General features: G+C 67.0%; 19 protein-coding genes, 1 other RNA gene and 3 pseudogenes. 13 read left to right on the top strand and 10 right to left on the bottom strand.

What is annotated here, in order from left to right; all coding sequences use genetic code 11:
- Positions 1–19: 19 nt before the first annotated feature.
- Positions 20–352: a thioredoxin TrxA gene (trxA, locus tag AX767_RS00115; RefSeq protein ID WP_068627815.1), complete on the bottom strand. Its 333-nt coding sequence runs from the start codon at positions 350–352 to the stop codon at positions 20–22.
- 148 nt (positions 353–500) lie between these two features.
- On the opposite strand from trxA, the pseudogene AX767_RS00110 reads away from it, so the two are divergent.
- From AX767_RS00110 to AX767_RS00095, 4 genes and pseudogenes are all read left to right on the top strand, one after another.
- Positions 501–3,046 (top strand): annotated as a pseudogene (locus AX767_RS00110) (PD-(D/E)XK nuclease family protein).
- Positions 3,043–6,299, top strand: a pseudogene (locus AX767_RS00105) (UvrD-helicase domain-containing protein). Before AX767_RS00110 ends, AX767_RS00105 begins: the two co-directional pseudogenes overlap by 4 nt.
- The gene (locus AX767_RS00100) at positions 6,296–7,549 is read left to right on the top strand and encodes a TIGR03862 family flavoprotein (RefSeq protein WP_068627814.1); all 1,254 of its coding nucleotides are present in this window, start codon (positions 6,296–6,298) and stop codon (positions 7,547–7,549) included. Before AX767_RS00105 ends, AX767_RS00100 begins: the two are co-directional and overlap by 4 nt.
- Positions 7,550–7,567: 18 nt before the next feature.
- A complete protein-coding gene (locus AX767_RS00095; protein WP_068627813.1) occupies positions 7,568–7,861 on the top strand; it encodes a hypothetical protein in 294 nt (97 codons plus the stop codon).
- Between the two features lie 183 nt (positions 7,862–8,044).
- Here AX767_RS00095 and ffs read toward each other — a convergent pair.
- Positions 8,045–8,141, bottom strand: an RNA gene (gene ffs / locus AX767_RS00090) — signal recognition particle sRNA small type.
- Between the two features lie 87 nt (positions 8,142–8,228).
- Here ffs and dnaX point away from each other — a divergent pair.
- From dnaX to AX767_RS00055, 7 genes are all read left to right on the top strand, one after another.
- Positions 8,229–10,040: a DNA polymerase III subunit gamma/tau gene (dnaX, locus tag AX767_RS00085; protein WP_068627812.1), complete on the top strand. Its 1,812-nt coding sequence runs from the start codon at positions 8,229–8,231 to the stop codon at positions 10,038–10,040.
- 40 nt (positions 10,041–10,080) lie between these two features.
- Positions 10,081–10,413, top strand: a complete 333-nt coding sequence (locus tag AX767_RS00080) for a YbaB/EbfC family nucleoid-associated protein (RefSeq protein WP_068627811.1) — start codon at positions 10,081–10,083, stop codon at positions 10,411–10,413.
- 15 nt (positions 10,414–10,428) lie between these two features.
- Positions 10,429–11,019 carry a recombination mediator RecR gene (gene recR, locus AX767_RS00075; protein WP_068627810.1) on the top strand — a complete coding sequence of 197 codons (591 nt, stop codon included), beginning with the start codon at positions 10,429–10,431 and terminating at the stop codon, positions 11,017–11,019.
- A gap of 20 nt (positions 11,020–11,039) precedes the next feature.
- Positions 11,040–11,432, top strand: a complete 393-nt coding sequence (locus tag AX767_RS00070; RefSeq protein WP_068627809.1) for an MAPEG family protein — start codon at positions 11,040–11,042, stop codon at positions 11,430–11,432.
- An 80-nt stretch (positions 11,433–11,512) separates the two neighbouring features.
- Positions 11,513–12,550: an ABC transporter substrate-binding protein gene (locus AX767_RS00065; protein WP_068627808.1), complete on the top strand. Its 1,038-nt coding sequence runs from the start codon at positions 11,513–11,515 to the stop codon at positions 12,548–12,550.
- Positions 12,551–12,617: 67 nt separating this feature from the next.
- Positions 12,618–13,442, top strand: coding sequence for an ABC transporter ATP-binding protein (locus tag AX767_RS00060; RefSeq protein WP_068627807.1), 825 nt, complete (start codon positions 12,618–12,620; stop codon positions 13,440–13,442).
- A complete protein-coding gene (locus tag AX767_RS00055) occupies positions 13,442–14,275 on the top strand; it encodes an ABC transporter permease (RefSeq protein ID WP_068627806.1) in 834 nt (277 codons plus the stop codon). The genes AX767_RS00060 and AX767_RS00055 overlap by 1 nt, the downstream gene beginning before the upstream one ends.
- 27 nt (positions 14,276–14,302) lie before the next feature.
- Here the strand turns inward: AX767_RS00055 and AX767_RS00050 are convergent.
- Both AX767_RS00050 and gloB read right to left on the bottom strand, forming a co-directional pair.
- Positions 14,303–15,939, bottom strand: a pseudogene (locus AX767_RS00050) (transglycosylase SLT domain-containing protein).
- Entirely contained in the window at positions 15,936–16,715 is a 780-nt protein-coding gene (gloB, locus tag AX767_RS00045) for a hydroxyacylglutathione hydrolase (RefSeq protein ID WP_068627805.1), read from the bottom strand. The pseudogene AX767_RS00050 and the gene gloB overlap by 4 nt, the downstream one beginning before the upstream one ends.
- On the opposite strand from gloB, the gene AX767_RS00040 reads away from it, so the two are divergent.
- Together AX767_RS00040 and rnhA are read left to right on the top strand one after the other, a co-directional pair.
- The gene (locus tag AX767_RS00040; RefSeq protein WP_443082758.1) at positions 16,714–17,487 is read left to right on the top strand and encodes a class I SAM-dependent methyltransferase; all 774 of its coding nucleotides are present in this window, start codon (positions 16,714–16,716) and stop codon (positions 17,485–17,487) included. The genes gloB and AX767_RS00040 overlap by 2 nt on opposite strands.
- 13 nt (positions 17,488–17,500) lie before the next feature.
- Entirely contained in the window at positions 17,501–17,950 is a 450-nt protein-coding gene (gene rnhA / locus AX767_RS00035; protein ID WP_068627803.1) for a ribonuclease HI, read from the top strand.
- A gap of 2 nt (positions 17,951–17,952) precedes the next feature.
- Here rnhA and AX767_RS00030 read toward each other — a convergent pair whose 3' ends face one another.
- From AX767_RS00030 to AX767_RS22115, 6 genes are read right to left on the bottom strand one after another with little or no spacing between them, the layout of a single operon-like run.
- Positions 17,953–18,447 (bottom strand): GAF domain-containing protein, encoded by a 495-nt coding sequence (locus AX767_RS00030; protein ID WP_237288512.1) that lies wholly within the window; start codon positions 18,445–18,447, stop codon positions 17,953–17,955.
- 8 nt (positions 18,448–18,455) lie between these two features.
- Positions 18,456–18,956, bottom strand: coding sequence for a Crp/Fnr family transcriptional regulator (locus AX767_RS00025; protein ID WP_068627801.1), 501 nt, complete (start codon positions 18,954–18,956; stop codon positions 18,456–18,458).
- 2 nt (positions 18,957–18,958) lie between these two features.
- Positions 18,959–20,275 (bottom strand): molybdopterin molybdotransferase MoeA, encoded by a 1,317-nt coding sequence (gene moeA, locus AX767_RS00020; protein WP_068627800.1) that lies wholly within the window; start codon positions 20,273–20,275, stop codon positions 18,959–18,961.
- Positions 20,272–20,904 carry a molybdenum cofactor guanylyltransferase MobA gene (gene mobA, locus AX767_RS00015; RefSeq protein WP_068627799.1) on the bottom strand — a complete coding sequence of 211 codons (633 nt, stop codon included), beginning with the start codon at positions 20,902–20,904 and terminating at the stop codon, positions 20,272–20,274. The genes moeA and mobA overlap by 4 nt, the downstream gene beginning before the upstream one ends.
- Positions 20,901–22,025 (bottom strand): GTP 3',8-cyclase MoaA, encoded by a 1,125-nt coding sequence (moaA, locus tag AX767_RS00010; protein ID WP_082754688.1) that lies wholly within the window; start codon positions 22,023–22,025, stop codon positions 20,901–20,903. Before moaA ends, mobA begins: the two co-directional genes overlap by 4 nt.
- A gap of 19 nt (positions 22,026–22,044) precedes the next feature.
- Entirely contained in the window at positions 22,045–22,275 is a 231-nt protein-coding gene (locus tag AX767_RS22115) for a hypothetical protein (protein WP_335338838.1), read from the bottom strand.
- Positions 22,276–22,534: the final 259 nt, after the last annotated feature.

The following is a 22,534-nucleotide window of genomic DNA, read 5'->3' as shown; positions in this document are numbered from 1 at the left end:
CGCGCCACCCGTCTGGAAATCAGGCCAGTTGTTGGTCGATGAACGCCGTCAGTTGTGCCTTGCTCATGGCGCCGACCTTCGTTGCCGCCAGCTGGCCATCCTTGAACAGCATCAGCGTGGGGATGCCACGGATGCCGAACTTGGCGGGGATGTCGCGGTTCTCGTCGACATTCATCTTGGCGATTTGCAGCTTGCCTTCGTAGGTGTTCGACACTTCGTCGAGGATCGGCGCAATCATCTTGCACGGACCGCACCACTCTGCCCAGTAGTCGACGAGCACCGGTTTGCCGGACTTGAGCACGTCGGCTTCAAAGGATGCATCGGAGATATGTTTGATGAGGTCGCTGGCCATGGGTGTCCTTGCGCAAGAGAGAGTTTGGGTGCCGCTAAAGTGCAGGTCATTGTGACAGAAACCAAGTGGTGACGTGCTCGGCGCCGACACTATGGCGCCCATAGCCAACACCTGCGTCGCTCCCCGTGTTCCCCTCGTGAAAAGCCCCATGACCCCGCTCGAAAGCCACCCCGTCGAAGCCTTGTGGCGCGATCCTGCCGACGGCCTCGTCGCGCGCATCGCGGACCTGCTGGCCGGGCGCGACTTGCACGCGGCCCGCGTCGTAGTACTCGTGCCTTATGCGCAGTTGATGGGCGCGGCGCGCGAGATGTGGGCGCAATCCGGACGGTCCGGTTTCGCACCGCGTTTCGAAACGACGCGCAATTGGGCGCGCAGTGGCGGCGGGTTCCTGCCGGCCGGTCACGACATCGTCTACGACATGGCGCGTGACCTCGTCACTGCGCAGTCGTTGCTCGCCCAAACCGGTTTTGCGGCCGAGCGCCTGGCGTTGGCCGGGCGCGTGGTCGAACTGGCGATGCATCTGGCCCCGCTCGCTTCCGCCGAATTGCCCGACGAGCGCGCGGCCTGGGCCGATCACGCCATCGGCGTCGCCGATGCCGGCAATGACTCCGAGTGGTTTCGGATCGAGAACGCGCTGGTCCGCATCGCGATCGCGTGGGCGGCGAATTCGGCCTATGCCACCGATGTGCTGCTGCTGCCGTCGGCGCGGGCGCACACCGATGCGCTCGTCGTTCTCGATGGCTTCCAGACCGATCCGCTCACCCGGACGCTGTGCACGTTGTGGGGTGAACGCGCGATGCACTTGCCTCTGGCGACGCAGGTCGGCGGCGCGCCGCAGGCCGCGTTGCACATTGCAGTCGATCCCGAAGACGAAGCCGAACGTGCCGCTGCGTGCGTGCTGCGCCATCTGGCCGAAGGCCGCGCGCCGGTGGCACTGGTCGCCACCGACCGGGCCCTGACACGCCGCATCGGCGCGCGACTCGCGGCTGCGGGCGTCACGTCGCACGACGAGACCGGCTGGAAGCTGTCCACCACGCGCGCCGCCGCCACACTCATGAGCGCGTTGCGCGCGTGCGCGCACGACGCCGGCACCGACCCGATGCTCGACTGGCTCAAGAGCGCGCCCGCGGTCGATGCGTCCAGCGTTCAACAACTCGAAGCCCGACTGCGCCGCGAAGGCTTGCGCGAGTGGGCTGTGTGGTGTGCGACCGTCGCGCGCAGCGAAAAGCCGCAAGACATGGCGCTGCTTTCTTTCACCGAGGCCATCGAGGCGCGCCGCGCGTCGATGATGCGTGCCCGTGCGCTCGGTGAGTGGCTGGTCGCGCTGCGCGCGCTGCTCGAGGCCAGCGGCCAGTGGGATGCGCTGGTCGACGACATGGCGGGCGCCAAGGTGCTGGCCGCGCTCTGGCTGGACGACGACAGCGCCGAGTTCGCTGGCGGCCGCCACACGCTGTCGGAGTTCACGGCGTGGGTGCGCGACGTGCTCGAAGCCGCGAGCTTCGTGCCGCCCACCGGTGGCCAGGCGCCGCGCGTCATCGTGTTGCCGCTGCATCAATTGCTCGGCCGTGCCTTCGGCGCCGTCGTCGTGCCCGGATGCGACGACCGTCGCCTACCAGCGTCGCCGGAGCCGCCCGGCAACTGGAGCAAGGCGCAGCGCGCCGAGCTCGGCCTGCCGTCGCGCGACATGCTCGAAGCGGCCCAGCGCGCGGCATGGGCCAGCGCCTTGCGCAACCCGTCGTGCGAAGTGCTGTGGCGCGGTGCCGACGCGAGCGGCGAACCGGTGCGCCCGAGCCCGCTCGTGCAGGCGCTGCAACTCGATCACACCGCCGACGCCGCGGCCGACCCGCGCGACACGCGCGAGGTCGTTCTGCAGCCGACGCCTCGGCCCACACCCAGCGGCGCTGCACTCCCGCTGCAAAACATTTCGACCAGCGTGTACGAAGACCTGCGCCGCTGCCCCTATCGTTTTTTCGCGCTGCGCCAAATCGGGTTGCGCAGCGCCGACGAACTGGATGCCGAAGTCGACAAGCGCGATTTCGGCAACTGGCTGCACGCGGTGCTCGGCCACTTTCATGACGCGTTGAAAGCATCCGCGACGACCGATCCACGGGCGCGACTCGCCATGATGTCGATCGCAGAAGGGCGTGCGACCCGCGAGTTCGGGCTGTCCGATGCGGAGTTCCTTCCGTTCGCCGCGGCGTGGCCTGCGGTGCGCGATGGCTACCTCGCGTGGCTCGTCGGCCACGAGGCCGACGGCACCTCGTTCGAGGCCTCGGAGCCCTGGAAAGAGCAGTCGCTCGGCACGCTCCGGCTCGTCGGCCGACTCGACCGGATCGATCGTTCGCCGGACGGTCGCGCCTTCGTGATCGACTACAAGACCGAGTCCGCCGCGACCAGCAAGGAACGGGTGAAAGACCGACCGAAGACACCCAGCTGGCCTTCTATGCAGCGCTCGTCGCGGACGACACCTTGCGCGCCGCCTACGTCAACGTCGGCGAGAAATCCTCCGGGACGCAGACCGTCGAGCAAATCGACGTGGTGGCCGCGCGCGATGCGCTCGTCGCCGGGCTCATCGACGATTTCACGCGCATCGGTGAAGGCGCCGCGCTGCCGGCGTTGGGTGAGGGCATGGTGTGCGAGCACTGCGCCGCGCGCGGTTTGTGCCGCAAGGATTTCTGGGAGATCGAGGCATGAGCGGCGCCGCGTACGAACACAACGGCGCCCACGTCTCGCGCGAGGCCTTCTACACGATCGCCTGCGATCCGCGCCGCTCCATCGCCGTCGAGGCCTGCGCCGGCGCCGGCAAGACCTGGATGCTGGTGTCGCGCATCCTGCGTGCCTTGCTGGAGCAGGGCGAGGCCGCCTGCCAGCCCCACGAGATCCTGGCCATCACCTTCACGAAGAAAGCGGCCGGCGAGATGCGCGAGCGGCTCGACCAGTGGCTCGAACGCTTCGCCACCTGCGCGCCCGCGCAACTGATCGACGAGCTCACGGTGCGCGGCATGAGCCCCGCTGCGGCCGCCGAAGCCGCGCCGCGCCTGCAACGCCTCTATCGCCAGCTGCTCGACGGTGGCCGGCCGGTGCAGTTTCGTACCTTCCACGCCTGGTTCGCTGGACTGCTGCGCAACGCACCGCTGGCGGTGCTGCGCCAACTCGGACTGCCGGCCAACTACGAGCTGCTCGAAGACGATGCCGAAGCGCGTGTGCGCACCTGGCGCCCTTTTTTCGAAGCGGTGACGTCGGACAAGGACGCGCTGGCCGACTACTACGCGGTGGTCGCCACGCACGGTCGCTCGCAGACCGCCAAGGCGCTGGGCGAGGCGTTGACGCGTCGCGTCGAGTTCGTGCTGTCGAAGCCCGAAGCCGCAGTGCAGACCTTCGGCGCGCTGCACCCGGCGCTCGACGGACTCGACGCGCCGACCGACGGCCTGCGGGGTGAGCTGGTGCGCCAACGCTGGCTGGCGCGCGCTTCCGCGCTGGGGAGCGAAGTCAACAAGACTCCGCAGAAAGCCGCTGAAGCGGTGATCGACGTGTTCGGTCCAGGCGAGCCGGATGCGCACGCACTGCCCGCTGCGCTCGCGCGTCTGCGCAAGGCGTTTTTCGTCGCGACGGAGAACCGCCTCAACAAGAACCTGCAGAAATACCCGGCCGCACAGGAAGCAGAAGCCGAACTGCAAACGCTGTGTGCGGCAGAAGCCCAGCACGCAGCATGGCGCTACCAGCAGCGCATGACGCGGCTGACGCGCCTGCTGATCACGGCTTTCGCCGGCGTGAAGCGTGCGCATGGCTGGGTCGACATGAACGACGTCGAGCAGGCCGCACAGCTGCTGCTCGGCGAGCCGACCCTGGCCGGCTGGGTGCAGGAGCGTCTCGATGCGCGCATCCGGCACCTGCTGATCGACGAGTTCCAGGACACCAATCCGCTGCAGTGGCAGGCGCTCTACGGCTGGCTCAGCGGCTACGCCGGTGCGGGTGCGCAGGCGCCGCGCGTCTTCATCGTCGGGGACCCGAAGCAGAGCATCTACCGCTTTCGCCGCGCCGAGCCGCAGGTCTTCATCGCGGCCAAGAAGTTCGTGCGCGAAGGGCTCGAAGGCGAGATCCTTCATTGCGATCACACCCATCGCAATGCGCGCGGTGTGATCGGGCTGGTGAACCAGGCGATGCTGGCGGCGCAGGCGGCCGGCGATGTCGACGGCTACCGCGCCCACACGACCGAGCGGGCGGACGAGGGCGAGGTGCTCAAGCTGCCGCCGATCCTGCGCGACGCAGTCGGCAGCGCTGTACAAGCTGCCCCCGCGGACGACGGCATGCTGCATTGGCGCGACAGCCTCACCACGCCGCGCGTGTTGCCCGAGGAGCGGTTGCTGCAAAAGGAATGCGAACAGGCGGCGCGCTGGGTCGCCGAGCGCATCGCCGATGGCACGCCGGCGCGACAGATCATGGTGCTGGCGCGCCGACGCAGCCGGCTCGCCGCCATGCAGGACGCGCTCCGCGCACGCCACATTCCGACGCAGCAACCCGAGAAGAACGAGTTGCACGACGCGCCGGAGGTGCAGGACGTGGTCGCGCTCGTCGACGCGCTGGTGTCGCCTTCGCATGACCTGTCGCTGGCGCGTGCGCTGAAGTCGCCTTTGTTCGGCATTGACGACGCGGCGCTGGTCGAACTCGCGCTGCGCCAGCGTGCGCAACCGGGCGTGCCATGGCTGGCCTTGCTGCGCGCGGAAGATTTGCCCGAGCCGCTGGCACCTCTCGGCGCGGTGCTGCGCCGCTGGCAAGGCTGGCTCGCGGCGCTGCCGCCGCACGATGCGCTCGACGCGATTTTTCACGACGGCGACGTGCTCGCGAAGTTCGGTGCTGCCGCGCCGGCTGCATTGCGGCAAAGCGTGCTCGCCAACCTGCGCGGTCTGCTCGCGGCATCGCTCGACATCGAGGGCGCCCGCTTCACCACGCCGTACGGTCTGGTGCGTGCGTTGCGCGCAGGCGGCGTGCGGGCGCCGGCGGTGGTGGCGCCCGACGCGGTGCAGTTGCTGACCGTGCACGGCGCCAAGGGGCTCGAGGCGGACAACGTCCTGCTGCTCGACTGCGACGGCGCAGCCCCGCGTTCCCAGACCATGGGCGTGCTGGTCGAGTGGAAGGGCGACGACCCGGCGCCGACGCGCTTCGTGTTCACCGCGAGCGAAAAGACACCGCCGGCTTGCGCCGAAACGCTGCTCGTGGAAGAGCAGCTTGCGCGACATCGCGAGGAACTCAACGGGCTGTATGTCGCGACCACGCGGGCGCGCGGCCGCCTGGTGCTGTCGTCGGTCCAGCCAGCCCGCGCGAACGAGGGCAGCTGGTGGGCGCGACTCGAGGCGATATGCACCCCGATCGAGGCCGGCGAACCGCTGGCACCATCGACTTCGGCGGCCAAAGCGATGAGTTTTTCCCTGAAACAGGTGCCTTCGGTGCCTGTACCGGCGGCGCCATTGGTGAGCCGAAAGGTCGCAGATGCCACGGTCGACGCACGCGCCGCGGCCTTCGGGCAAGCGATGCATCGTCTGCTCGAATGGGCGGTGCCGGGCGTGCCGCTCCCGTTGCGCATGTGCGGGCGGCGGCGCGCGAATTCATGCTCGACGCCGCACAGGCGCGTGGCGCCGCGCTGCTGGCGGCGCGCATCCGCGCCGGAAAAGGGGCGTGGGTGTGGGACGAGCGCATCATCGACTGGCACGGCAACGAAGTGACGCTGATTCACGAGGGCGAGCCCTTGCGCATCGACCGCCTCGTTCGCCATCGCGAGAGCGGTGCGTGGTGGGTGCTCGACTACAAGTCGGCCGCCGAGCCCGAACGCGATGCCGCGCTCATCGCACAAATGCAGCGTTACCGCGTTGCGGTGCAAAACGCCTATCCCGGTGCCACGGTGCGCGCCGCGTTCCTGACCGGGCAGGGTGAACAGATTGACCTCGAATGACTGACAAGAAAACCGTTGCCGTGATCGGCGGCGGACCCGCCGGACTGATGGCCGCCGAAGTGTTGAGCGCGGCCGGCGCCGACGTGCATCTCTACGACGCGATGCCCTCGGTGGGCCGCAAGTTCCTGCTCGCCGGCAAGGGCGGCCTGAACCTCACGCATTCCGAGCCGTACGAGATCTTCGTCAGCCGTTTTGGAAGCCGGCAGGCCGCGCTGGAACCGGTGCTCGCGCAGTGCGGCCCCGAGCAGGTGCGCGCGTGGGCGCACGGGTTGGGCGTCGAGACCTTCGTTGGCACCTCGGGCCGCGTGTTTCCGAAGGACATGAAAGCAGCGCCCCTGTTGCGCGCCTGGCTGCACCGTCTGCGCGTGGCCGGCGTTCGGTTTCACATGCGGCATCGCTGGCTCGGTTGGCAGGACGTCGAAAAGGCCTCGGGCAGCCTGCGCTTTTCGACGCCTGACGGCGAGCACGCCGTGCAGGCCGACGCGGTCGTGCTGGCGCTCGGCGGCGCGAGCTGGTCGCGGCTCGGCTCCGATGGGGCCTGGGTTCCGTGGCTGCAGGCGGCTGGCGTCGACGTCGCACCCCTGCTGCCCGCGAACTGCGGTTTCGACATGGACTGGACAGAACATTTTTCGAGTCGCTTCGCCGGCCAGCCTTTCAAATCCGTCGCGGTCGCCTTCACCGATTCGCAAGGGCGCCATTTCGCGCGCAAGGGCGAGTTCGTGGCGACCGCGACCGGGATCGAAGGCAGTCTGGTCTACGCAGCGTCGGCACTGCTTCGCGACGAAATCGCGGCGCACGGCAGCGCGACGCTCACGCTCGATTTGCTGCCCGATCGCAGTGCCGAGCAGGTGCTTGCCGCCGTGCGCCATCCGCGCGGTGCGCGTTCGCTCAGCAGCCACCTGAAGAGCCGCCTGGGCATCGAAGGAATCAAGGCTGGCGTGCTGCACGAAGTGCTCACGCGCGAAGCCATGCAGGTGCCCGAGCAGCTCGCAGCCACCCTCAAGGCGGTGCCGTTGCGCCTCAAGGCTGCCCGACCGATCGACGAAGCGATCAGCACCGCGGGCGGTGTGCGCTTCGACGCGCTGGATGCGCGCCTGGGGATCGGTTCGGACGCGCTCGTTTTCTGCGCGGGCGAAATGCTGGACTGGGAAGCGCCGACGGGCGGCTATCTGCTCACGGCGTCCATGGCGAGCGGCGCAGCGGCGGCGCGCGGTGTACTTGCGCGAATCGACAGAGGACAATGCGCGTAGATATCAGGGGGACTGCCGATGAATCCGAACGTGGACATCACGAAGGTCGAAGACCGCTATTTCAACTACAGCGTGCGCTTCGGCGCTGGCGAAGAGTGCTATGCGCGCCAAGGTCTGCGCTCGATCGCCGAGTGCCTGCACGACGCCGCCACGGCCGTGGGTCAGGCCTTTCGCGACATCGATCTCAGCTACGAAGGAACCGAGCTCGGGACGTATTCGGTGCCGACCATGGAGCACGACACGTTGCTGCTCGCTGAATTGTTGAGCGAACGCCTCGAAGGCATTCGCCGGTCTGCCGACCAGAGGCATTGACCCTCGTTCGACTGAATCAAGGCAACAAGTCGAGCAATTTCCCGATCAGCCTTGCGATGGCGACCAGCGCGTCCCACAGTGCCTTGAGCGCATCGAGGAAATTCATGGTTGCGAGAGGAGAGGCGGGGCTTTGCCCTGGCAGCGCTCGAGTTCGCGAAACGAACTCGAGGATTCTGATGTGAGGTTGACGAGCCTTACCCCCGGCACTGACTACGCAGTTAGGGCTGCTTGGTTCCCCACCTGACCCGGTTGGCCGCTTCACCATGCGGGGAGGCCCGTCAACCTGAATTTTACCCCACGCGGAAAGCGCTGAATCGCATCGGCCCGATTGCCATGGGTCGCCATGCTGGCTTTTAGAATGGGCGCAATGTCCTATCTCGTGCTCGCCCGCAAATTCCGCCCGAAGACCTTCAGTGAAATGGTGGGCCAGGAGCATGTGGTGCAGGCGCTCGAGAACGCGTTGACCAGCCAGCGTCTGCATCACGCCTATCTGTTCACCGGCACGCGCGGCGTGGGCAAGACGACGGTGTCGCGGATTCTTGCGAAGTCGCTTAATTGCCAGGGCCCGGACGGGCAGGGCGGCATCACCGCGACGCCGTGCGGCGTGTGCGATGCCTGCAAGGCGATCGACGCGGGCCGTTTCGTCGATTACACCGAGCTCGACGCAGCGTCGAACCGCGGCGTCGACGAAGTTCAGTCCTTGCTGGAGCAGGCGGTCTACAAGCCGGTGCAGGGGCGCTTCAAGGTCTTCATGATCGACGAAGTGCACATGCTGACCAACACTGCGTTCAACGCGATGCTCAAGACGCTCGAAGAGCCGCCCGAATACCTCAAGTTCGTGCTGGCGACCACCGATCCGCAGAAGGTGCCGGTCACCGTGCTGTCGCGCTGCCTCCAGTTCAATCTGCGCCCGATGGCGCCCGAAACCATCCTCGAACACCTGACCGGCGTGCTGCAGACCGAGCAAGTGCCGGCCGAGTCGCAGGCCTTGCGGTTGCTGGCGCGCGCGGCGCGCGGTTCGATGCGCGATGCGTTGTCGCTGACCGACCAGGCCATCGCTTTCGGCAACGGCAACCTGGTCGAGGCCGGCGTGCGCCAGATGCTCGGCAGCGTCGATCGCGGTCACGTGTTCAAGCTGATCGAAGCATTGGCCCAGGGCGACGGCAAGACCGTGGTCGACACGTCGGAAGCGTTGCGACGCGACGGCATGTCCGCTGCGTCGACGCTGGAAGAAATGACCGCCGTGCTGCAGGCCATGGCGGTGCTGCAGGCGGTGCCGTCGCGTGCGCCACCGAATGAAGCCTCCGATCCTGACGCGGCCGATACCGCGCGCCTCGCGGCCCTGATGCCGATGGACGAGACGCAGTTGCTCTACAGCCTGTGCCTGCACGGCCGCGGTGAACTCGGGCTGGCCCCGGATGAATACGCCGCGCTCACGATGGTGCTGCTGCGGCTGCTCGCCTTCAAGCCGAGCGGCTCCGCGGAAAAAAAAACTCTGATTCACGCTGAGGCGCCGGTCGCGCCGCCACCTGCGACGCTGCAGGTACCGAAAACGCCGGAGTCACCGCCCGCGTCCGAGCCCTTGCCTTCGCGAAGTGCGCCGCCCGGGCAGCGACTGGCCGTCGTCGATGCACCTTCGCGACAGAGGCAGGAAAAAAGCGCCGGAGCGCCCGCGGATGGGCCCCGGGATGCCACCAAAGTCGTCGCGATCCCGATGCGTGTGCAGCCGCCGCCGAGTGCGCGCGACACGCCGCGCGCCGCCGAGGCCAGCGCGCCTTCGGCGGCCATCGAACCGAGCGAGGAGGGCGACTTCTGGCACGCGACCGTCACCCAGATGGTGGTGGCCGAAGCCATCACCGCACTGGCGCGCGAGCTGGCGCTGCAGTCGCAGCTCATCGCCCGCGACGTCGACCAGTGGGTGCTGCGCGTCGAGCGCGAATCGCTCAACCAGGTGTCGAGCCGCGAAAAGGTGCAGGCCGCATTGGCCGCACTGGGCCACGGCGTGACCCTCGCGATCGAGATCGGCGTGGTGCTCGACAGCCCGGCGCGCCGCAACAAGCTCGCCGCCGAGATCCGCCAGAACGCCGCCGAAGACGCCATCCGCAACGATCCCGAAGTGCAGGCGCTGATGCGCGACTTCGACGCGAAGATCGTGCCGGGAACGCTTCGCCCCGCATAACATCCGACCCATTCTTTTCATCGCAAACCAGGATCAAGACATGTTCAACAAAGGACAACTCGCCGGCCTCATGAAGCAGGCGCAGGCCATGCAGGACAACCTCAAGAAGGCACAGGACGAACTCGCGCACATCGAGGTCGAAGGCGAGTCGGGCGCCGGGCTGGTCAAGGTCGTCATGACCTGCAAACACGACGTCAAGCGCATCACGATCGACCCCAGCCTTCTGGCCGACGACAAGGACATGCTCGAAGACCTCGTGGCCGCCGCCTTCAACGCCGCCGTGCGCAAGGCCGAAGAGACGAGCGAAGCCAAGATGGGCAAGCTGACGGCCGGCATGCCCGGCCTGCCGCCCGGCATGAAGATGCCGTTCTGAGGCCGACCGCGCTGAATGGCTGATTCGAGTTCGCTCGACGCACTGGTCGACGCGCTGCGCCGGTTGCCGGGCGTTGGCGTCAAGTCGGCATCGCGCATGGCCTTCCATCTGCTGCAGCACGACCGCGACGGCACGCAGTTGCTCGCGCGTGCCCTGCAGCAGGCGGCCACGCAGGTGCGCCATTGCGACCGCTGCAATACCTTCACCGAAGCGGCGATCTGCAGCGTGTGCCTCGACGCGCGGCGGGACGCCACCAAGCTGTGCGTGGTCGAAACGCCGGCCGACCAGGCGGCGCTCGAGCGCACCGGTGCATTCCGCGGCTACTACTTCGTGCTCATGGGCAAGCTCAGCCCGCTCGACGGCATCGGCCCGAACGACATCGGCCTGCAAAAGCTGTTCGACCGCGCACTCGACGGCACGGTGAGCGAAGTGATCCTCGCCACCAACTTCACGGCCGAAGGCGAGGCGACGGCGCACGTGATCGGCGAGGCACTCAAGCAACGCGGCCTCACGGTGACGCGGCTCGCGCGCGGCGTGCCGGCCGGCAGCGAACTGGAATACGTCGACCTCGGCACGATCGCGCACGCGCTGGTTGACCGCCGATAGAACAACAAAAGAGGCATCGCATGGACTTCACCCATCTCACGCTGGCTTACTGGTGCGTCATCGTCGCCGGCTTGCTTCCCTTTGTCAGCGCCTGGATCGCCAAGGCCGGCGCGTTCGGTCCGCGCGACAACGTGCAGCCGCGCGAGTGGGGGCAACGGCAGAGCGGCTGGCGCGCGCGGGCGAACGGCGCACAGGCCAACAGCTTCGAGGGCCTGCCGCTCTTCATCGGCGCGGTCGTCATTGCGCACCAGCTCGGCGCCGCGCAGGGACGGCTCGACCTGTTCGCTGCAGCCTATGTGGTGTTGCGGCTCGTGTACATCGCGCTCTACATTCGCGGGTTCTCGTCGGCACGCAGCGCGGTCTGGTCGCTCGGCATGCTGGTCAACATCGCGATCTTCTTCATCGGTCGGTAGCGCTTCGTGCTTACGTGAAAACCCCTCTGCGGGATGTTCCCGATGGAGCGGGACGGCTCGGGCAACTAAGCTTCGGTCCTATGCTCAATCGTCGTACTTTTACCTCTGCCGGTGCCTTTGCAGCTGCTGCCATCGCAGTGCCGCACGTCTATGCACAGCAGGCCAAACTCGAAAAAACGAAGGTGTCGATTGCCGTGGGCGGCAAGGCAGCTTTCTATTACCTGCCGCTTACCATCTCGGAGCAGCTTGGCTATTTCAAGGCCGAAGGCCTTGACGTCGAGATTTCCGACTTCGCCGGTGGCGCCCGCGCGCTTCAGGCCGTGGTCGGGGGCTCGGCCGATGTGTGCTCGGGCGCGTTCGAGCACACCATCAACCTGCAGGCCAAGAACCAGGCGTTCCAGTGCTTCGTGCTGCAAGGCCGCGCACCGCAGATCGCGGTCGGCGTGTCGACCAAAAACATGCCGGCCTACAAGACGATCGCCGATCTCAAGGGCAAGAAGATCGGCGTCTCGGCACCGGGTTCGTCGACCAACATGGTCGCCAACCTCGTGCTGTCGCGCGGCGGTTTGAAGGCGAGCGACGTCAGCTACATCGGGGTCGGCGTGGCGGCCGGCGCGCTCACCGCGCTGCGCTCGGGGCAGATCGATGCGATCAGCAACACCGACCCGGTGATGACCATGCTCGAGCAGAAGGGCGACGTGAAGATCATCAGCGATACGCGCACGCTCAAGGGCACGCAGGAGGTCTTCGGCGGCGCGATGCCGGCCGCTTGCCTCTACGCATCGGCAGAGTTCATCCAGAAGAATCCCAACACCTGCCAGGCGCTGGCCAATGCGATCGTGCATGGTCTGAAGTGGCTGCAGACGGCGGGCCCGGGCGACATCATCAAGACCGTGCCGGAAACCTATCTGCTGGGCGACCGCGCACTGTATCTCGCGTCGTTCGACAAGGTGCGCGAGTCGATCGCGACCGACGGTTTGGTGCCTGCCGAAGGCCCGAAGACCGCGCTGAACGCCATCGCGAGCTTCGACACCAGCGTGAAGGCCGACAAGATCGACCTCTCGAAGCTGTACACCAACGAGTTTGCGAAGCGCGCGAAAGACAGGTTCAAAGCCTGACTTTCGAGCGCACTGCAACCCGGCTCCGGCCGGGTTTTTTCATTTTGGTCTCGTCACAATTCACGTCATGTCTTATTCCTCCGAATACGCGCTCGAGCTCCTCGACATCAGCTGCACCTTCCGCTCCAAAGACGATCCCGGCCAGCGCTACACCGCGGTCGCCGACACCACGTTGCGCATTCGTGCCGGCGAGTTCGTTTCGGTGGTTGGCCCCACGGGCTGCGGGAAGTCGACCCTGCTCAATGTCGGCGCCGGGCTGCTCGAACCGTCGTCGGGCCAAATCAAGGTGTTCGGCGAGCCGCTGGTCGGCATCAACGCCCGCGCCGGCTACATGTTCCAGAGCGAGGCGCTCATGCCGTGGCGCAGCACGCTCGACAACGTGATGGTGGGCTTGCAGTACCGCGGCGTGCCCGATGCGGAGGCGCGCGCGCAGGGCGAGGCGTGGCTCAAGCGGGTCGGACTCTCGGGCTTCGGCGACCGCTACCCGCACCAGCTGTCGGGTGGCATGCGCAAGCGTGCGGCGCTGGCGCAAACATTGGCGCTCGACCCCGACATCATCCTCATGGACGAGCCCTTCAGCGCGCTCGACGTGCAGACGCGCCAGCTCATGGAGAACGAGGTGCTCGACCTGTGGGCTGCCAAGAAGAAGGCAGTGCTCTTCATCACGCATGACCTCGATGAAGCGATCGCGATGAGCGACCGCGTCGTGGTGCTGTCGGCCGGCCCGGCGACGCATCCGATCGGCGAGTTCAACATCGACCTCGCGCGGCCGCGCGACGTGGCCGAAGTGCGCACGCATCCGCGCTTCGTCGAACTGCACACGCAGATCTGGAACGTGTTGCGCGACGAAGTGCTCAAGGGCTATGCGCAGCAACTGAAGAAGGTGGCGTGATGACCTTGAAGCCCAACGAACACAATGCGCGCTTCTGGCAGCTCGCACTGCTGGCCGTCATCCTCACGGCCTGGCATGTCGCCTCGCGGAACCAGCAGTTCGCGTTTTTCCTCGGCGAGCCGGTTCAGGTCGCAGGGCGCATCTGGAGTTGGTTCATGCCGTTCGACGTGCCGGCGAACCCGCTGTTCCCCGAGGGACTCAAGGGCAACGCCGACATCTACCTGCACCTGGGCACGACGCTGATCGAAACGGTGCTGGCCTTCGTCATTGGCACGGTGCTCGGTCTTGTCTGCGGTTTGTGGCTCGCACTGGCGCCGACCGCGAGCCTCATCCTCGACCCCTACATCAAGGCTGCGAATTCGATGCCGCGCGTGATCCTCGCGCCGATCTTCTCGCTGTGGCTCGGGCTGGGTATCTGGAGCAAGGTGGCGCTCGCGGTCACGCTGGTGTTCTTCATCGTTTTCTTCAACGTGTACCAGGGCGTGCGCGAAGTCAGCCCGGTGGTCCTGGCCAACGCGAAGATGTTGGGCGCCAACCAGCGGCAGCTGCTGCGCACGGTGTATTTGCCGAGCGCCACCAGCTGGGTGTTCTCGAGCCTGCACACCGCAGTGGGGCTGGCCTTCGTCGGGGCCGTGGTCGGCGAATACCTCGGCTCGGCGCGCGGCGTGGGCTACCTCATCCTGCAGGCCGAGGGCACCTTCGACGTCAACACCGTCTTCGCGGGCATCGTGGTGCTCACGGCCTTCGCGCTGGTGCTCGACGGGCTCGTCGGACTGATCGAGAAGCGGCTGATGAAATGGCAGCCGCGGAGCGGCGAGACAGAAAAGCTCTGAGGCCCCGCCGGGCCGCTCGTCGACTCGTCAGCGCTTTGGCTTGGCAGCCGGCGTACCGCCACGCTTTTCGCGCACGACCGCCTGTTTGCTCGACGCCGGAACCTTCATGACCGTGCCACCACGGCTGCTGCGCTTTCCGCTGACCTCGGGCCGGGAGACGACGGCCGAGCTACGCGCAACACCCGCGCCGCGCTGAGCTTTCAGCGAGCGGTTGTTGCTGCGTGCGGCTGTGGCCTCGCCTGTGCCGACACGCGCGTTGCGCGCGGCCTGAACCGGCAGATAGACCACCACGCCGAAACCGCGCTGGAACGCGTGGTTGGGCTTCACGTCGTTCCATTCGGCCACGTTCGACGGGCTCAGCCGATAGCGCCGGGCGATGCTGGCCACGCTGTCGTTCCGGCCGGCTTTGACCGTGGTCTTGCGCGTGACGATTTCCGGCTGAAAGCTCAGGTGACCGGTGTCGGCCACCAGCGCCGCCACGTCTTCGCGGACCGTGGCCGAGCGCGGCACGATCAGCGTCGAGCCGGTCTTGATCAGCATGCGCGGGGGAATCGCGTTGATCGAGCGAAGGTCGGCCTCGCTCATGCCCGAACGCTGGGCGGCGTCGGCGACCGTCATGGTGGTGGTGACGGTCCAGGCGGTCCAGCTCGCGTACTGGCCTTGCGTGTAGGCCTCGAAGTTACGCTGGAACACGGCGGCGTTGTCCCACGGCAGCAGGATCTGCGGCGTGCCGGCCGCGAGGATCACCGGCTTGTGGGCGGCCGGGTTGAGCGCGCGAAAGTCTTCGATGCGCACGTCGGCCAGCTTGGCGGCCAGCGTCACATCGAGGTCGCGCGTGAGCGTCACGGTCTGGAAGTACGGGTGGTTGGCGATCAGCGGCAGCTCGGTGTTGAACGCCTGCGGATTGGCAACGATGTTCTTCACGGCCTGCAGCTTGGGCACGTACATGCGCGTTTCGGCCGGCATCGTGAGGTCGCTGTAGGTTGTCGGCAATCCGAGGCGCTGGTTCTTGGCGATCGCGCGGCCGACACTGCCTTCGCCCCAGTTGTAGGCGGCCAGCGCCAGCTGCCAGTCGCCGAACATGCCGTAGAGTTTTTGGAGGTAGTCGAGCGCAGCGCGGGTCGACTGGAGCACATCGCGGCGATCGTCGCGAAAGATGTTCTGCTTCAGATCGAAATCGGTACCGGTGGCCGGCATGAACTGCCACATGCCCGCAGCGCGCGCGCTGGACACCGCCTGCGGGTTGAAGGCGCTTTCGATGTAAGGCAGCAGCGCCAGCTCGGTCGGCATGTTGCGCCGCTCGAGTTCTTCCACGACGTGAAAGAGGTACTTGTTCGAGCGCTCGGTCATGCGCTGGATGTAGTCGGGCCGGGTCGCGTACCACTGCTCGCGGTCGCGCACCAGGTCGTTCTCGAGATTCGGCATCTTGAAACCACGGCGAATGCGGTCCCACATGTCCGTGGGCGGCGCCAGCGGCGCGACGTTCAGCGAAGTGGCACGGCCCGAGGTGATCGGTTGCAACGGACCCCCGGGTACACCGCACTGGCGCTGCCGCCGTCGGGTGTCGGCGTCGAGGAGGTGGCTGTGGAGGTGGGAGTCGTGGTGGTGGCACAGCCGGCCAGCAACAAGGCGCCTGCGACGCAGGCAGCAAGAAGAAATTTCATCGGAAGTCGTTTTTCCATTGGCGCAGCCCTGCGAACACCTCGACTTCGGCCGCAGTGGCGGACAGTCTGGCATGTGCGCGTACGGCTCGAAGGACGGTGGCTTCGCGGCTGCGAAGAAAGGGGTTGATCCGGCGCTCGGTCGCGAGTTGCGAAGGCAGTGTCGGTTGGCCGAGGGCGCGCAGCGATTCGCACTGCGCGTTGTAGTGAGTCAGATCGGCGTTGTCCGGTTCCACGACGCGCGCGAACTTGAGGTTAGCAAGTGTGTACTCGTGGCCGCAACACACGCGTGTTTCATCCGGTAGCGCGGCCAGCGCGTCGAGCGAAGCGAGCATCTGCGTCGGCGTGCCTTCGAAGAGCCGACCGCAACCGCCGGAGAACAACGTATCACCGCAGAACAGCAAGGGGGACTCGGCGCCCGCAGCTGGCAGGAAAAAAGCAATGTGGCCGGCGGTGTGCCCGGGAATGTCGATCACGTCGAAACGCAGGCCGAGTGTTTCGACGTGATCGCCCTGGGCGAGCGGCGTGAACGGTTCGGGAATGCGTTCTCGCGCCGGGCCGAAGACTTTGGCGCCGGTGGCGGCATGGAGTTCGGCCACGCCACCGGTGTGATCGGCGTGATGGTGCGTGACTAGAATCGCGGCCAGTTGCAGGTTGTCGCGCGCCAGCGCGTCGAAAACAGGTTGGGCCTGGCCCGGGTCAACCACGATCGCGTTGCGGCCGTCGTGCAGCATCCAGATGTAGTTGTCGGCGAAGGCGGGCAGCGGAACGAGTGTCATGAGCGGTCAAATTATAGATTTGCAGGCGTGGTTCGAGACTCCCCCCGGCCGTTACCTGCTGGCATGGGAGCAGGCGCAGTTTGATCATGCGGTGGCCGACGTGTTCGGCTACCACGCGTTGCAGCTCGGCGTGGCCGAGATCGACGGTCTGCGAACCAACCGCATGCCGCACCGTTGGCTGGCGTTGTCCGACCCGCAGCACGCGCGCCGCTCCGCCTTGCTGACCGATTTTTCAGCGCTTCCATTTGCAGCCAACAGCCTCGATCTGGTGGTGCTTCCCCACACGCTGGAGTTGAGCCTCGACCCGCACGCCACCTTGCGCGAGGTCGAGCGGGTGCTGGTGCCCGAAGGCCGCGTGGTCATCTGTGGCCTGAATCCGGCCAGTTTGTGGGGCATGCGGCAACGTCGTGCGCATCTCTATCGGCGGCTGGGCTTTGGAGAACTGTTCTTGCCGGAAGCCGGAGAGTTCATCGGTTTCCGGCGCATGCGCGACTGGCTTCGCCTGTTGAGTTTCGAGGTCGAGTCGGGCCGCTTCGGCGCTTACCGGCCCGCAGTCGACAGCGAAAATCTCCTGGAGCGCTTTCGCTGGATGGACCACGCCGGCGAGCGCTGGTGGCCGATTCTCGGCGCGGTGTATTTTCTGGTGGCCGTGAAGCGCGTGCGCGGCATGCGCCTTCTGAGTGCCGACTGGCGCCGCGCCGCGAGCCGCGCGACGGCCCCGGTGCCGATCGCCGGCAAGGTGCATCGCGATGCGCCTGATCCCCATCATTGAAGAGAGAAAAAGTTTGAACGAAGTTGTGATCTACACCGACGGCGCCTGCAAGGGCAATCCCGGTCCCGGCGGCTGGGGCGCCTGGCTGAAGTCGGGTGCCACCGAAAAAGAACTGTTCGGCGGCGAGCTCGCCACCACCAACAACCGCATGGAACTGAAGGCGGTGATCGAAGGCCTCGCCGCGCTCAAGCGGCCGTGCAAGGTGCTGCTCTACCTCGACAGTCAGTACGTGCGGCAGGGCATCACCGAGTGGATCAAGGGCTGGAAGGCCAAGGGGTGGATGACGGCGGCCAAGCAGCCGGTGAAGAACGTCGAACTCTGGAAGGAGCTCGACAAGCTGGTGCAGGAAGGCGGCCACACCATCGAGTGGCGCTGGGTCAAGGGCCACTCGGGCGATCCGGGGAACGAACGCGCCGACATGCTGGCCAACAAGGGCGTGGAGCGTGCACTCGGCCGGCGGTAGCCTCAGCGCTTTCTGGCGCGTTCCTCGAGCATCACCACCACCTGCTGCGCCATGAACTGCAGCGTTTCGAGCTGCGCGGCATCGATGTCGCGCGGCTCGGTGTCGATCACGCAAACGGTTCCGAGCGCCTGGCCCGAGGTGGTCACCAGCGGGGCGCCGGCGTAAAAGCGGATGTTCGGGTCGCCGGTGACCAGCGGGTTGTTCACGAAGCGGTCGTCCTGCTGCGCGTCCGTCACGACCATCACCTGATCGGGCGTCTGGATCGCGTGAGCGCAAAAGGCGTGCTCCCTGGGCGTCTGCGTGGCCTGCATTCCCACGCGCGACTTGAACCATTGACGGGTGCCGTCGACCAGCGTGATGAGCGCAATCGGCGTGCCGCAGACGTCGGCTGCCATGCGCGTGATGTCGTCGTAGGCCTGCTCTTCTGCGGAGTCCAGAACGGCGAGTCGATCGAGTTCGGCCAGTCGGGCCGAGTCGTCTTGGGGCGGGATGTGCATGCCGCGCATTATCGGGCCGTCGACTTTCCGATGCGCTCGGGCGTGGCAGGAAGGTCCCCCATGCGGGCGCGGAAAAGCAGCTCGTCCGTGATCCGCAGGCGGCGGCTGATCTCGCGGCCGATGTTCATCTGGATGAGCGCGAATTGCGGCGCATCGCGCTCGAACAGCCGGTACAGGTTGGCCGGCGTCAGCTCGATCGCGCAGCAATCCGCGTCGGCCCGGACCGAGGCACTGCGCGGGAAGAGGTCGAGCAACGCCATCTCGCCGAAGCAATCGCCCTGACCCAGACGGCGCAACAGCAAGTCGTGCTCTTGCCAGCTTTTGGACACCGTCACGCGGCCGGTTTCGAGCACGTACATCGATTGCGCCGGATCTCCCTCTCGAAAAAAGAAATCGCCGGCGGCCTTTTCGACGATTGCCGCGGGCGCCAGCAAGAATTCGAGCGTCGCAGCACCGATGGCACCGAAAATCGGCATCTGCTGCAGCAGCTCGACGCGGGCGGCCAGCATGGCTACATCAGGCCGTCGAACAACATGACGTCGACCTCGTCGCCCGCGGCGACGTCGCCCTGCGCGTGGTGCAGCACCACGAGGCCATTGGCTTCCACCATCGAGCTCAGCACGCCCGATCCCTGGTGCCCCGCCGGCCGCACCGAAGGCAGTGCGCCGTGCACGGTGTGCACCCGGCCGCGCTGGTACTCGGTGCGACCCGGCTTCTTGCGGATCGGCGCCAGGGTTCGCGCGCGAAGCAGCGGCGGCGGCGCAGCGGCAATGGCATGACACCCCATCAGCTGCAGCAACGCCGGCCGGACGAACGCAAGAAAAGTCACCATCGCCGCGACCGGATTCCCCGGCAAACCGAACAGCAACGCATTGTCGTGATCGATGGGCGCAGGGGCATTTCGGGGGAGCAAGCCGACGGCCATCGGGCGGCCCGGCCGCATCGCGATGCCCCAAAACACCACGTCGCCGAGGCTTGCCATCACCTCGCGCGTGTGATCGGCTTCGCCAGCGCTGACGCCGCCGGTGGTGAGGACCACGTCAGCTTCCATTGCGGCGCGGCGCAGCGCATCGGTGAGCGCCACCGGGTCGTCCCGCACGACGCCCAGTTCGACGACGTCGCAGCCGAGCTGGGTGAGCACGCCGAACAAGGTGTAGCGGTTGCTGTCGTACACGGCGCCTTCACGCGGCGCATCGCCCAGGCTCAGGATTTCGTCACCCGTCGAAAAGCACGCCACGCGCAGCCGACGCAGCGCCGACACCATCGGCAGTCCGAGGCTCGCGACCATGCCGAGGGCCGCCGGCGACAGGCGTTCGCCGCGTCGCAGGGCCGGTCGTCCCTGCATCAGGTCTTCGCCGGCACGCCGGCGGTTGGCGCCGCGGCGCAAAGCCGCCACCGGGAAACCCACGCGGTCGCCGTCGACCACGCACAACTCCTGCGGCACGACGGTGTCAAGGCCGGGCGGCATCATCGCGCCGGTCATGATGCGCACCGCACCGGCCGGTGCGTCGCCGGCGCGCCAGCAGCTGCCGGCCAGCGCCTTCCCGACGATCGGCAGGCTCAGCGCGGCACCGGCATCGGCTGGCAGCAACGCGCCGTCGAAGGCGTATCCGTCCATCGCCGAGTTGTCGTGCGGCGGCACGCTCACCGGCGAAACGATGTCGTCTGCGAGCACGCGCCCGAGCGCTTCGCGCAGCGGGATGCTCTGGCTTTGAGTCAGCACCAGTGGCGCGACGAGCTGCGAGAGGAAAGCATGCACCTCATCGACCCGCATGGCTTCCGGGTGGTGCTGGCCGAGTGCCGCAGTCAGGTCGTTCACCCGGCTCATCTGCGTTCCAGCGCCTGCAGTTCGGCCAGCGTGTTGACGTTGAAGAAGGCATCGGGTGCGTCGCCCGGACGATCGAAGGGCACCTGCACCGTGCGGTGCATCGCGGTCCATGCCGACACCTTGCGACCGCCTCCGTGCACGAACTGATCGAGGCTGTCGCGCAGCGTGTTGCGCAAAAGGCAGAACACAGGTTGCGGTCGCAGCACGACGTGACCTCCCGGTTGGACTTCGGGCGCGCTGACCATCGCGATGTCAGCGTCGTCGGCGTTGAGCGCGTCGGTCAGGCGCCGGGCGAGATCGAGCGGAAAGCGCGGGGCGTCGCAAGGCACGGTGAGCAGACAGGGTGTCCTGCAATGCGCGAGGCCGACGAGGAAGCCGGCCAGCGGGCCCGGGTAGTCCGATACGTTGTCGGAGACGACCGGCGCTCCGAAAAACTCGTAGGTGAGCGTGTTGCGGTTGGCGCTCAGCAGCGTGGTCCAGATCTGCGGCGCGAGACGCTGCAGCGCGCGCAGCGCGAGCGGCTCGCCCTCGAAATATTGCAGCCCCTTGTCGAGGCCGCCCATGCGGGTTCCGCGGCCGCCGGCCAGCACCAGGCCGGTGATGTCGTGGCGCGGATCGATGGGCGTCATCCGCCGATGTAGCTCATCTCGACACGGCGTGGCGAATCGGCCGGCAGTGCCGTATCGGGTCCGCGCAGAGCGCGAAGTTCGGAGTAGCGATCGGCGCGGCCCTGCCAGATGTGACCGATGCTGGAGAGGATCTGCTGGTCGCTCGCGTTGCCGCGCAGCAGTGGTTTGAGGTCGTGCCCGCGGTGCGCGAAGAGGCACAGGTAGAGCTGGCCTTCGGTCGAGAGACGTGCGCGGCTGCAGTCCTGGCAAAAGGCTTGCGTCACGCTGCTGATGACGCCGATTTCACCGCCACCATCGGCGTACGCCCAGCGCTGCGCGGTCTCGCCCGGCGCGCTGGCCTGCAGCGGTGCGAGCGCAAACTCGGCGGCGATGCGCGCGACGACGTCCGACGACGGCATCACCTCGTCCATGCGCCAGCCGTTGGTGGCGCCGACATCCATGTATTCGATGAAGCGAAGCACCACGCCGGTGTTCCGGAAATGCCGCGCCATCGGCAGGATTTCCTGGTCGTTGGTACCGCGCTTGACCACCATGTTGATTTTGATCGGGCCGAGCCCTGCCGCGTGCGCGGCCTCGATCCCGGCGAGCACGTCGGCCACCGGAAAGTCGACGTCGTTCATCGCGCGGAACACGGCGTCGTCGAGGCCGTCGAGGCTCACCGTCACGCGGTTCAGGCCCGCGGCCTTGAGCGCCGCGGCCTTGCGCTTGAGCAGCGAGCCGTTGGTCGTGAGCGTGAGGTCGAGCGGCGCGCCGTCGGGCGTGCGGATCTGCGCCAGCTGCTCTATGAGCAGTTCGATGTTTTTGCGCAGCAGCGGCTCGCCGCCGGTCAGTCGGATCTTGCGCGTGCCGTGCTGCGTGAAGAGCCGCGCCAGACGCGTGATCTCCTCGAAACTCAACAGCGCGCTGTGCGGCAGGTAGTCGTAGTCCTTGTTGAACACGTCCTTCGGCATGCAGTAGCTGCAGCGGAAGTTGCAGCGGTCGGTGACGCTGATGCGCAGGTCGGTCAGCGGCCTGCCGAGCTGGTCGCGCAGCAGGCCGGTGGCGGGCACGTCGCCCAGCGGCGTGGCGACGCTGCGCGCGCGACCGATCTCGGTAACAGGAATGATGACGTGTGGGCTCATGACAGACGGGTTCAGCCGTTCAATTTACCCATCGACCATCCACCTGCGACCGCGGGGCTACTTCAAACGCGGCGTAAACCATGTTGCGCGTGAGGGTCCGGTAATGCACGCGGTACTTGGGCGACTGCAGCATCAGCACGACGAACATGTCGTTCTTCGGATCGACCCACATGTAGGTGCCGCCTGCGCCGCCCCAGTTGTATTCGCCGGCCGCCGAGGGGTAGGGCGCCTCGCCGTCGGTGCGGCGCACCGCGAACCCGAGCCCGAAACGTAGCCGCGCCCGGCAGGTACAGCGGGCCGGGCGTGATGCCGGCACCGGCGTTCGAATGGTCGGACGTCATCAGCGCCAGCGTGCGCGGGCCGAGGTAGCGCTTTCCGTCGAGGCGCCGCCGTTCAGCAGCATCTGCAGGAAGCGCGCGTAGTCGTTGGCCGTCGACACCAGCCGCCGCCCCCGATTCGTATTTGCGAACGACACGTGGGTCGTTGATGTCTGCGCCGACGCCGAAGCT

It is taken from the genome of Variovorax sp. PAMC 28711 (assembly GCF_001577265.1).
Classification (GTDB): Bacteria; Pseudomonadota; Gammaproteobacteria; order Burkholderiales; family Burkholderiaceae_C; genus Variovorax.
Note: the sequence above shows the minus strand (reverse complement) of the source record. Positions and strands in the feature narration are given on the sequence as shown.